Origin of the sequence: Bacillus sp. 0209A (assembly GCF_036765095.1) — a bacterium.
Classification (GTDB): domain Bacteria; phylum Bacillota; class Bacilli; order Bacillales; family Bacillaceae; genus Bacillus; species Bacillus subtilis_G.
In genome coordinates, this window is sequence record NZ_JBAIZV010000012.1 from 1 (window position 1) to 13,658 (window position 13,658).

3 protein-coding genes are annotated in these 13,658 nt (G+C 45.2%); all 3 read left to right on the top strand.

Annotated elements, in window-relative coordinates; genetic code table 11:
* Positions 1-3,715, top strand: a 3,715-nt coding sequence (locus V6D44_RS20850) for an amino acid adenylation domain-containing protein (RefSeq protein WP_333516853.1), incomplete at its 5' end; no start/stop codon positions are given.
* A gap of 24 nt (positions 3,716-3,739) precedes the next feature.
* Entirely contained in the window at positions 3,740-11,422 is a 7,683-nt protein-coding gene (locus V6D44_RS20855) for an amino acid adenylation domain-containing protein (protein WP_333516854.1), read from the top strand.
* A 19-nt stretch (positions 11,423-11,441) separates the two neighbouring features.
* Positions 11,442-13,658 (top strand): condensation domain-containing protein (locus V6D44_RS20860; RefSeq protein ID WP_333516855.1); only part of this gene is annotated, 2,217 nt, incomplete at its 3' end.

Here is a 13,658-nt window from a genome sequence, read left to right on the forward strand (position 1 = left end):
CATGTTTGTGAACACGCTGGCGCTTCGGACACGCCCGGAGGGCGGGAAGCCGTTTGGACAGTATTTGCAGGAAGTGCGCGCCACTGCATTGGAAGCCTATGAACATCAGGATTATCCGTTCGAAGAGCTTGTCGACAAGCTTGGAGTGACGCGGGATATGAGCCGGAATCCAGTGTTTGATGCGATGTTTATCCTTCAAAATACAGAAAAGCAGGACATAGAACTGGAAGAAATAAAAGTCCGGCCAGCCAATTTCCCGCATCACATTTCTTTATTCGATATGACGTTTATAGCAACGGAAACAGATGGAGCCATTTGCTGTGAAATGGAATTCAGTACAGAGGTATTCCTGAAAGCCACGGTTGAACGCTGGGCAGCTCATTTCAGCGAATTTCTGCATGCGGCACTTTCTAAACCTGAAACAAACCTTTCACAAATAAATATACTTAGTGAAAAAGAAAAACAAAAAATAGCCTTTGAATTCAACAAAACTCAAGTTGAATTTTCTCAAAAAGATGTTCCTTTTCATCGCATATTTGAAGTGAGAGCTGAAGAAACACCAGAACATATAGCTGTTATTGATGACGAAACACAGATTAGCTATCGGATTTTAAACGAAAAAGCCAATCGCCTGGCACGGACATTGCAAAAAAGAAAAGGAACGAGGCCAACTGTGGCTGTTTTAGCCAAGCGATCCATTGATGCAATTGTTGGAATCCTAGCAGTGATGAAAGCTGGCGGAGTGTATATCCCAATCGATTCACACTACCCAAAAGCTCGCATTGAATACATTCTTCGTGATAGCGGAGCAGATATTCTTCTTTTACAACAGGAATTGAAGCATTTGATTTCAAATGCATCTGAATCTGAGATGTCCCACATCTGCCTTGATGATGAAGTCTCATATGAAGAAAATAGCTGTAACCTTAACCTATCACCCGCTCCTGAAGATGCAGCATATATCATTTATACGTCAGGAACTACAGGTGCGCCTAAAGGTGTTATTGTCACCTATCGTAACTTTACTCATGCTGCTCTTGCGTGGCGTCAAATTTATGAACTGGATCGGAAGCCTGTCAGACTGCTTCAAATCGCGAGCTTTTCATTCGATGTCTTCTCAGGAGATTTGGCAAGAACATTGACCAACGGCGGGACTCTCATCGTTTGCTCGGATGAAAAGCGGCTGGAACCTGCTGAAATATATAAAATCATGAGCTCTAAGAGAATCACAATGATGGAGTCCACACCTGCTCTCATTATTCCGGTGATGGAATATATATACCGTAACCAGCTCAAGCTTCCTGACTTAGACATACTGATTCTTGGTTCTGACATGGTGAAAGCTCAAGATTTCAAAACATTAACAGAACGATTTGGCCAAAGCATGCGCATCATCAATAGCTATGGTGTCACAGAGGCAACGATTGATTCGAGCTTTTATGAAACAAGTATGGGAGAAGAGTGGACGGGAGATAACGTGCCAATCGGCAGCCCGCTTCCAAATGTACGCATGTACGTACTCAGCCAGACTGACCAAATTCAGCCAATTGGCGCTGCCGGCGAATTGTGCATCGGCGGGGCAGGTGTTGCGAAAGGCTATCATAATAAACCTGACTTAACACGCATGAAATTTACAGAAAATCCATTTGTCTCAGGAGAAAGACTGTACAGAACCGGTGATCGAGCCTGCTTTCTTCCAAACGGAACGATCCGGCTTCTTGGCCGAATGGATTATCAAGTGAAGATAAATGGATACAGAATTGAAACAGAAGAAATTGAAAGTGTTCTGCTTCAAACGGGGCTTGTCAGAGAAGCTGCAGTTGCCGTTCAGCATGATAAGAATGGACAGGCTGGTTTATCAGCATATATCGTGCCTTCAGACGTCAACACGAATGCGCTTCGTACTGCTTTAACAAAGGAACTGCCGGCGTATATGATTCCTGCGCATCTAATTGCTTTAGAAAACATGCCGCTGACCCTAAACGGAAAGCTGGACAGAAATGCCTTGCCGGCTCCAGATAATGTGTTCTCGCGCCCATATACCGCACCAGTTAACGACATACAAAAAACGATGGCGTATATATGGGAAGATGTACTGAGCATGTCACGAGTCGGCATTCACGATTCCTTTTTTGAGCTTGGCGGAGACTCAATTAAAGCATTACAAGTGGCAGCACGTCTGGCAGCTGAAGGCTGGAGCATGACTATACGCGACTTATTCCGTTATCCAACAATTCAGGAACTAAGCGGACATATCACACCATTGGCATCTCAAGCGGATCAGGGGCCTGCGGAAGGTGAAGCTAACCTCACCCCGATTCAGCGAAGATTTTTCGGACAGGCTCATGCTTTTCACGATCATTACAACCAGTCCGTCATGCTTTTCAGTGAAAAAGGATTTAATGCTAACGCGCTTCGTCTAGCGCTGCGTAAAATAACCGAGCATCATGATGCAATTCGCATGGTTTTTCAACAAGACCAAAACGGCCATGTCGTTCAGTATAATCGCGGAATGAATCACAAAGATCATGAACTGTTCGGGCTTCACATCGCAGATTGGACAACAGAATTGCTGGAAAGAACTCATCTTGATGAAAAACTATCCGCTGAGGAAACCGTCATTCAAAGGAAAATGAATGTACAAAAAGGGCCTCTGCTGCAAGCAGGTTTGTTTAAAACGGCAGGAGGGGATCATCTTCTGATTGCGCTTCACCATCTTGTGATAGATGGCGTTTCTTGGAGAATTCTGCTTGAGGATTTAGCGGCAGCATACCAGCAGGCTTTAGAAAAACAAGAGATCCAACTGCCGCCAAAAACCGATTCTTATTTGTCCTACGCCAGTGGTCTTGCACACATAGCTGAGAATAAACAATTGCTTGCAGAAAAACCGTATTGGCAAACGATTTTGGACGCTCACAATGCTATTTTGCCTAAGGACACGAAAAATATGCCGGACAGACTGCAATTGAACAGTGATAGCTCGATGTTTGCACTATCCGGGGACTGGACTGAAAAACTGCTGTTTGAAACTCAGAAAGCCTATGGCACTGATGCCAACGAGCTTTTGCTTACGGCTTTAGGATTGGCGCTTTCTGAATGGACAGGGCACGATCAAATCGTGATCAGCACTGAGGGACACGGAAGAGAAGGGCATCTGCCAAATATTGATATTTCACGTACAGTTGGCTGGTTTACTTCCATTTATCCTATTCTGCTGGACATGAGTATTCCCGAGCCTTTCGAAGATCAGCTCGCTTACCGAATTAAGACGACAAAAGATATGCTGAGAAGAGTGCCGAACAAAGGAACTGGCTACGGATTGTTAACACACATAGGAGAACTGCCGCCGCATAAAGAGCCTGAGGTCAGCTTTAATTATCTCGGCCAATTTAGCGAAGAGAAGGAAGCTGAAACATTTCAATTATCATATTACCAGCCTCGTTACGAAATAGCGGGTGAGAGAGAACGAGAATATGAGCTGGACATCAATGCTCTCATTACAGACGGACGGCTTCAAGTAAAAGCGGTATACACCCCAGTATTCAGCAAACACACAATTGAGTGTTTTATGGATCGTTTTCACAGGCATCTTATCGAGACGATTGAGCATTGTTCGACGAAAAAAGCACGCGAAAAAACACTGAGTGATTTCAGCAATAAGGAATTAACTTTGTCTGCATTATCTAGCATCGAAAATCTTGTGAAAGATCTTTAACTTTTGAAAAGGTGTGTGGAATTGATGGCACAATCGGCACAAATTCAAGATATTTATCCGTTATCACACATGCAGGAAGGAATGCTGTTTCATTCACTGATGGATTTCAGCTCAAAAGCCTATGTGGAACAGACCTCGTTTACGATTACGGGGAGTCTATGTATCGACTCGTTTCAAAAGAGCTTAAACCTTCTTGTCTCCCGATATGATATTTTCAGAACGATTTTTATTAAAGAAGTACCAGATCTTACAGGGCCGCAGCAGGTAGTCTTATCAAACCGCGAATTGACAGTGTATAGAGAAGATTTTTCTTACTTGGCTGATCATGAACAGCAGGCCCTGATCGATGAATTTATGACCAAGGATCGGGAAAAAGGATTTAATTTGCAAAAAGATCCTTTAATGCGTCTTGCCCTTTTTGATAGAGGCGATAGCAAATATACGTGTGTATGGACACATCACCATATCATCATGGATGGCTGGTGCCTCGGCATTATTCTTAAAGAGTTTTTCAGCATGTATGATTCACTCAGCAATAACAGGCCTGTGCAGCTTGGAAGCACGGTACCGTACAGCCGTTATATTGAATGGCTTGGAGAACAAGATCAAGAAGAGACTGCCGCTTACTGGAGCGGATATTTGAAGGAATACGGCAATACCGCTTCTATTCCCCGGATAAAGCGCCGCCCAACGAACGGGGATTATAAAGCTGCTCAGATCAGCTTTTCTTTAGCGCCGGAAATGGTTAAGAAACTGACTGAGGCCGCGCAGAATTGGGGAGTTACACTAAACACGTTGTTTATGAGTATTTGGGGCGTGCTTCTGCACCGATATAACGCAGCTGATGATGCAGTTTTTGGTTCCGTTATTTCAGGACGCCCGTCAGCGATTGATGGGATTGAATCAATGGTCGGCTTGTTTATTAATACGGTCCCAGTGCGAATTCGATCTGCGGAGGGCATGACGTTTTCTTCGCTGGTCAAAGCCGTGCAGGAGGATATTTTATCATCTGAACAGCATGGGTATTACCCGCTTTATGACATTCAAAACCATAGTCCATTAAAGCAAGGTTTGATCGATCATATTTTTGTCTTTGAAAATTATCCTGTACAGCTTGATCAGGCATTACGCATTGAGAGCGAAAATGAGGAAAATGCGCTGAAGCTGGGTGACATTTCAATGTCAGAGCAAACCAATTACGACTTTAATATCGTTATCGTACCGGGAGAATCATTTTATATTAAATTCAGCTACAACGCAGCCGTTTACGAACGTGAAGAGATGCTGCGGATTCAAGGCCATCTAAAGCAAGCGCTGGATTGCATTGTCACACATCCCGATATTGCCGTCAGCGACATTAATATCGTGCCGCCGGAGGAACAAAAGCTTATCCAATTGTTTAACGAAACAAAGCATTCTTATGCGAACAAAACAATATCTCAATTGTTCGAGGAACAAGCTCACAAAACGCCTGAAGCTGCCGCATTGAAAATGGGTGATGAATACTGGACCTATCGCCAATTAAATGAAAGAGCTAATCAGATTGCGCACGCCCTGATAGAAAAAGGCGTTGGATCTGGAGATATCGTCGCTGTGATGATGGGGCGGTCAATGGAAATGCCTGCAGCTTTGCTCGGGATTTGGAAAGCAGGGGGCGCTTATATGCCGCTTGATCCAAATTTCCCAGAAGAACGTCTTTCTTTCCTGCTGAAGGACAGTCAAGCGGCTCAATTGCTGATAGAAGAAGACCTTATGACATTCATCCCGCCGCACTATGAAGGGGAAATGATACCGATAGAACGTACAGAAAGGCACCAAACAGCGGCTCCAGATGTGCCGCCTGGTGATCTTGCCTACTTAATCTATACGTCGGGAACGACAGGGCGGCCAAAAGGTGTTCTCGTTGATCATCAAGGTATTGCCAATACACTGCAATGGAGACGGGAAGAGTATGGCATGGCCGAACAGGATATATCCCTCCATTTGTTTTCATATGTGTTTGACGGCTGTGTGACGAGCTTGTTTACCCCGCTTTTATCCGGTTCGTGCGTACTGCTGACAACGGATGACGAAGCAAAGGATGTGCTAGCCCTCAAGAGAAAGATAGAACGCTATAAGGTCAGTCACATGATCATTGTTCCTTCTCTGTACCGGGTGTTATTGGAGGTGATGACTGCTGAAGATGCAAAAAGTCTTCGTATTGTGACATTTGCAGGTGAAGCGGTCACGCCTGATCTGCTTGAGATGAGTGAAAAGATTTGTCCTTCTGCAGAATTGGCAAATGAATACGGACCCACAGAAAACAGTGTGGCAACAACCATTTTGCGTCAATTGAACGAAAAAGAGAGGATCACAATCGGACACCCGATTGCAAACACGAAAGTATTTGTTTTACACGGAAATCAAATGCAGCCGATCGGCGCGGCGGGCGAACTGTGTATTTCCGGCGCAGGTCTTGCCAGAGGATACTACAAACAGCCGAAGCTGACAGAGAAAGCCTTTTCCGATCACCCGTTTCTTGAAGGGGAGTGTGTATACCGAACAGGTGACGCAGGCCGTTTTTTGCCGGATGGAACGATTGAATATATTGGACGTTTTGATGATCAAGTAAAAATGAGGGGTTACCGCATTGAACTGAGAGAGATCGAAACAGTTCTTCGACAGGCACCGGGGGTGAAGGAAGCAGCGGTATTGGCTCGTGATGTTTCTGCTGAGGACAAGGAGCTTATTGCTTATATCGTTCCGGAAAAGGGAAGCAGTCTTCCGGATTTGCATCGCCATCTTGCTGGGACATTGCCGTCCTATATGATTCCCGCAAGTATTATCAACATCGGCAAAATGCCATTAACATCCAGCGGGAAACTTGACCGTTCAGCACTTCCTGAACCAAAAAACAATGCGGCTCTCACATATATGCCGCCCCGAACCTTAATCGAAGCTGATCTCGCACAGATTTGGGAAGATGTGTTGCATAAACAGAAAATCGGCATTCGTGATGATTTCTTTCAACTAGGCGGACAGTCCTTAAAAGCGGCCGCACTCGTATCAAGAATACATAAAAAGCTTCATGTCGAGCTGCCGCTCAGTGAGGTTTTCTCTTACCCGACAATTGAAAGCATGGCAGTCAAATTGATGAGCTTAAAAGAACATGCTTTTACACAGATTGAGCCTGCGGAGCAAAGAGAGGTCTATCCGCTGTCTTTCTCGCAAAAACGATTATATGCTCTTCATCAGCTGGCGGGTGACAGCACAGGCTATAACATGCCCGCTGTACTTGAATTGTGCGGAAATCTAGATCGCCAGCGGTTGAGAAGAGTTCTCGCAGAACTTGTGAATCGGCATGAAACATTGCGGACTGTTTTTGTGCTTGACAGTGGAGAGCCCGTGCAAATCATTTATCCAGAGATGGCTTTTGACCTGAAAGAGCTTGAAATGGAATCAAAACAAATGCTTGAGTCTGCAATCGAGTCCTTTATCAAACCGTTTGATCTATCGGCCGGTCCGCTCTTTAGAGCATGTGTCATTTCAATGGGCAATAACCACGGATTTTTGCTGCTCGATATGCACCATATCATTGCCGACGGTGTCTCGATGAGCACGCTTGTCCAAGAATTTACTGACTTATATTGCGGAAAGGAACTGCCAGCTTTAAATCTGCATTATAAGGATTTTGCTGTTTGGCAGCAAGAGAAGTTCCCGAAAGACCTATACAGAAAACAGGAGGCCTACTGGCTTGACCAGCTTGGCGGGAGTCTTCCTGTATTAGATTTACCGCTTGATAAAACAAGACCGCGTCTCCCTGATTTCAGCGGCGGAACAATTGAAGTAAACATTGATCAAGACACCGCAAATGAGCTGCACCGTTTAATGGCTGAAACGGGAACAACGTTGTATATGATCCTTCTGGCTGTCTATTCTATTTTGCTATCCAAGCTTAGCGGGCAAGAGGATATTGTTGTCGGCTCGCCCGCTGCAGGAAGACCGCACGCTGATCTGGAGCGCGTCATCGGGATGTTCGTAAATACATTAGCGATGCGCAGCCAGCCGGAGGGCGACAAAACGTTCAGCTCGTATTTGCAGGATATTCGCCGTCTGGCTCTGACAGCTTATGAACATCAGAATTATCCTTTTGAAGAGCTGGCAGATAAGCTCGATACACATCGAGAGGTAAATCGCAACCCGCTGTTCGATGCGATGCTCGTGCTTCAAAGCAGTGAAGATTTCCAGTTTGAAGTGCCTGGTCTATCGATTTTGTCTGTCACTCCAAAACACGATATATCCAAATTCGATTTGACATTACACGCTGAGGAGCATTCAGACGGAATTCGCTGCCGTTTTGAATACAGCACCGCTCTTTTTGAAGAAGAGACCATTGCGCGATGGGCATCCTATTTTATTGAACTGATGAAAAATGTAATAGCGAATAACGAGATGAGAATTTCGGAAATGCAATTGCTACCTGCTGCAGAGCGAGAACTGCTCCTTGAAAAAATGGGACAGTATGCAGCTTATCCGAGAAATGAAAACATTGTAAGCTTATTTGAAAAGCAAGCGGCTGAACATCCTGATCATATCGCAGTGGTGTGCGGCCACTCTCAGCTTACTTATCGAGACCTGAAAGAAAAAGCAGACCGGACAGCTGCTATGCTCATCAAACAAGGGGTCGGCACTGGGGACATCGTCGGTCTGATGCTCGATCGGTCACCTGATATGATCATTGGCATTTTATCAATTTTAAAAGCGGGAGGGGCCTACTTGCCGATTGATCCTGAATATCCTCAGGACCGTATCAGCTTTATGCTCAATGACAGCGGGACAGAACTGTTGCTGACAGAGCGCGGACAAAATAAACCTGCAGACTACAGCGGGGAAATGTTGTATATCGATGAAGCTAAAAATGATTCAATTCCGTCTGATTTAAAAAGCCAAGAAACTCTGGCGGATCAGCTGGCATACGTGATATATACATCCGGAACGACGGGCAAGCCAAAGGGCGTCATGGTCGAGCACCGCAATGTGATCAGTCTTTTAAAGCATCAAAACCTGCCTTTTGAATTTGGCCATGAAGACGTCTGGACGTTCTTTCATTCATATTGCTTTGATTTCTCTGTATGGGAAATGTTCGGTGCGTTATTGAACGGAAGTACACTAGTCGTGGTCTCTAAAGAAACAGCCCGTGACCCCCATGCATTCCGATTATTGTTAAAAAAAGAACGCGTCACTGTACTCAATCAGACTCCGACTGCTTTTTACGGCCTGATGCATGAAGATCAAAACCATCCGGATCGATTAAACATCCGGTACGTCATTTTTGGCGGCGAAGCTTTACAGCCCGGCATGCTTCAAAGCTGGAATGGTAAATATCCTCATACTGAACTAATCAATATGTACGGTATTACAGAAACAACAGTGCATGTAACATTCAAAAAATTGTCCGCAGCAGACATTGCAAAAAATAACAGCAATATCGGACGGCCTCTTTCAACTCTGCAGGCTTATGTAATGGATGCTCATATGAATCTGCAGCCGATCGGAGTTCCAGGGGAGCTTTATATAGGCGGTGAAGGCGTAGCACGGGGATATTTCAACAGAGATGAGCTGACCGCTGACCGTTTTGTACCCAATCCGTATCTTCCGGGGGACAGATTATACCGAACGGGAGATCTTGCTAAACGCCTGTCAACTGGCGAGCTGGAATACGTAAGCCGCATTGATGGTCAGGTTAAAGTCAGAGGGCATCGTATCGAGTTAGGCGAAATCCAAGCGGCGCTTCTTCAGCTTCCGATTATTAAAGAGGCGGCTGTCATCACAAGAAAAGATGAGCAAGGGCAAACAGCTGTTTATGCTTATTTGGTGACAAAAGATAGACAGGCGGCGAGTACATCAGACATCCGTGCTTCTCTAAAAACCATGCTGCCTGACTTTATGCTGCCCGCTCGTTTAATACAGATTGACAACATCCCGCTGACTGTTAATGGAAAGCTCGATCAGAAAGCACTGCCGGAACCTGATAAACATGCTTATACTGCTGATGATATCAGCCCTAGAAATGAGATCGAAAAGGTAATGGCTGATATTTGGGAGGAGCTTCTTGATGTGAATGAGCTGGGCATAAGCGCCAATTTCTTTGAACTTGGCGGAGATTCTATTAAAGCGCTGCAAGTTTGCGCCAGACTGAAGCAACGCGGATTCGAAACGACAGTACGTGAGATGTTTGAACATCAGACTCTGGGTGAACTGTCCGCTCATGTTCGAAAAGCCGTACACGTCATTGACCAAGGTCCGGTAGAAGGCGAAATCACTTGGACACCTGTCCAGCAATGGTTTTTCTCGCAATCTCTGGAGATGCATCATTTTAATCAGTCCGTTATGCTCAACCGGACTGAACGATTTGATGAAATTGCGCTTAGAAAGGTGCTAAGAAGCCTGGTGACTCATCATGACGCACTGAGAATCGTATGCCGGTATGAAAATGGCAGGCCGGTTCAGATAAATAAAGGGATAGATCTGCCAGATAAGGAGCTATATTCTCTTGAACTGTTTGATGTAAAGGGTAACTTAACAGAAGCACATAACAGGATTAAGGAAGTCGCCAGCCAGATGCAGGAGCATATTCGTTTGGAAACCGGCCCCTTGCTTCACGCTGGATTGTTTAGAACCGAAAATAGTGACCATTTGTTTCTGACGATTCATCACTTGGTTATTGATGCGGTTTCATGGCGCATTTTGTTCGAGGATTTTTCAACAGCTTACAAACAGGCAGTCTCAGGAGAATCTATTAAACTGCCGCAAAAAACAGATTCATATTTAACGTATTCACAAAGAATAGCTGACTACTCTAAAAGCCGCCAGATGCAGCGCGAAGCAGCGTATTGGGAAGAGCGCGAGAACCGTCACATTCAACCTATTCCTAAAGACAATGACGCAGCGCCTAACCTATTCAAAGATACAGAAGTGATTGAATTTGAGCTGTCCCGCCATCACACCGAATTATTGTTAACTGCTTCAAATAAAGCATACAGCACGGAGATGAATGATATCCTTCTGACAGCTTTAGGTCTTGCTCTACAACAATGGACGGGCTCTGACCAGTTTAAAATCAGCATGGAGGGCCATGGAAGGGAATCATATCTTGGGGATATTGATATGAGCAGAACTGTCGGCTGGTTCACCTCGATTTATCCTGTGTGGCTTGATATGAGCGATTCTGATCATAAGAACAAAGATGAACGGCTGGGCCATCTCATTAAACAGACAAAAGATATGCTGCATCGTATACCGAATAAAGGCGCAGGCTACGGTGTGCTGAAATATATCAGCAAAAGATGGGGCTCTGAGAAAAACACCCCGGAAATCAGCTTTAATTATTTAGGCCAGTTTGATCAGGATATTCAATCAAAAGCCTTTGAGGTTTCTGACATCAAACCAGAAAATGAGATCAGCCCGAACTGGGCGCGGCCTTATGCTCTGGATATCAGCGGAGCTGTTTCTTCGGGGTGCCTAAACATGCACATGATTTATAACAGGCTTCAATTTGGGAATAAAACAATCCAAACATTTGCCGGGCATTTTAAACAGACTCTGGAAAACATCATTGAGCATTGTACGGGCAAAGAAAACCGAGAGTGGAGCGCATCTGATTTCACTGATGAAGATTTAACGCTTGATGAATTGAGTGAGATTATGGGAGTCGTCAACAAACTATAGGGAGAGGAGATTCATACTGATGCCGCAGCAACCCGAAATAAAGGATATATACCCTTTGTCATTTATGCAGGAAGGGATGCTTTTTCACTCACTGTATGATGAACAGTCAAGAGCTTATTTTGAACAGGCTTCTTTTACGATACATGGACAGCTTGACTTGGAGCGTTTCCAAAAAAGTATGGATGGTGTTTTTGACAGATACGAAATCTTCCGAACAGCGTTCATCTATAAAAATGTAGCCAAACCTCGCCAGGTCGTGCTCAAGCATCGTCCTTGCCATGTTCATTTTGAAGATATTTCCCATCTCAATGAAAGAGATAAAGAACATTGCACCGAGGCATTCAAAGAACAGGATAAATCCAGAGGCTTCGATCTCCAAACGGATGTACTGATGAGAATAACTATTTTGAAATGGGGGCCTGATCGTTATATCTGTATCTGGAGCCATCATCATATTTTAATGGATGGCTGGTGTTTAGGCATTGTTATTAAAGACTTTCTCCACATTTATCAAGCGCTCGGAAAAGGACAGGTTCCTGATTTGCCTCCCGTACAGCCGTACGGGACGTATATTAAATGGCTGATGCAGCTAGACCGAGAAGAAGCAGCTGAGTATTGGAAAAAGAGGCTTCTGCATTTCGAAAAAGCGACGCCTCTGCCCAAAAGAACAGATCAAATGCCAGATGGGACATTACAGCAGATCACGTTCACTATTTCTGAAAAAGAAACCTCCGAATTACAGAAAATCGCAACAGCGACTGGTGCGACGCTAAACACTGTTTTCCAAGCTTTATGGGGAATCATGCTCCAAAAGTTCAATCGCTGCGGCGATGTTGTGTTCGGATCAGTTATATCAGGCAGACCTTCTGAGCTAAAAGATGTGGAAAACATGGTCGGCCTTTTTATCAATACCATTCCTATTCGAGTCCAAAGTGATTCCCTTTCTTTTTCTGACCTAGTCAGCAGGATGCAAAAGGATATGACTGAAGCAGAAGCGTATAGTTACTTCCCTTTATATGACATTCAGGCACAGAGTGCTCTTAAACAAGAGCTTATCGATCATATTATCGTCTTTGAAAATACACCTACCCAGCAAGAGATTGAAGGGCTGAATCAGGCTGGATCATTTGATTTCTCCGTTAAAGATTTTGAGATGGCAGAGGAGACCAACTATAGATGCAGTGTCAAAGTGATCCCAGGCCGTACCTTGTACGTTCGGATTCATTTTCATACTGGCGCTTATCAATCAAATATGATGTCTGAGATAAAAGATTATTTACAGCACATGATCTCTGACATCATCTCTGATCCAACTCTTTCCGTGTCAAAGATGACATTGCTGGATGAGAACAAAACAAGGAAAATCGTTTCTCAAAATAACAGGTCTGTATCCGTTTCGCCTAAAGCCCCAACCCTGCACGGACTGTTTGAACGACAGGCGGCTTGCACACCGGAGCGGCCAGCCATCCGCTTTTCCGGCGGTTCGCTGACATACGCTGAGCTTGACATGTATGCCAGCCGGCTGTCCGCGCGCCTCGCGGCACGCGGTGTCACGAAGGAAAGCATCGTCGGTGTCCTGTCTGAGCGGTCACCTGACATGCTGATAGCTGTACTTGCCGTATTGAAAGCAGGCGGGGCGTATTTGCCGCTTGATCCCGCATATCCAGAGGAGCGGCTGAGCTACATGCTGAAAGACAGCGGCGCAGCTCTCTTGCTGACGCAGCCGGGATGTTCCGCACCGAACTTCTCCGGAGAGACACTTGAAGTTGACATGGCATCTCTTGCGAACGAAAAAGCAGAAAGTCATATGTTTGCTCGCGCTGACAGCGGTTCTCTCGCCTATGTCATCTATACGTCAGGCTCCACTGGACAGCCAAAAGGGGTAGCCGTTGAGCACCGCAATGCCGTTTCTTTTTTGACCGGCATGCAGCGCCAGTTTCCACTTCAGGAAGAGGACATTGTCCTGGTGAAAACCTCTTTTTCCTTTGATGCATCTGTCTGGCAGCTGTTTTGGTGGGCGCTTTCCGGCGCTTCGGCTTATCTGCTTCCGCCCGGCTGGGAGAAAGACCCGGCATTGATCGTAAAATCCATTCATCGGGAAAAAGTGACGACGGTTCATTTTATTCCGGCTATGCTGAACAGCTTTCTGGATCAAGCGGAAATGGAATCGTTGGGTGACGGGACAAGCCTGAAGCGTGTATTCGCCGGAGGTGAACCGCTTGCGCCCCATACGGCA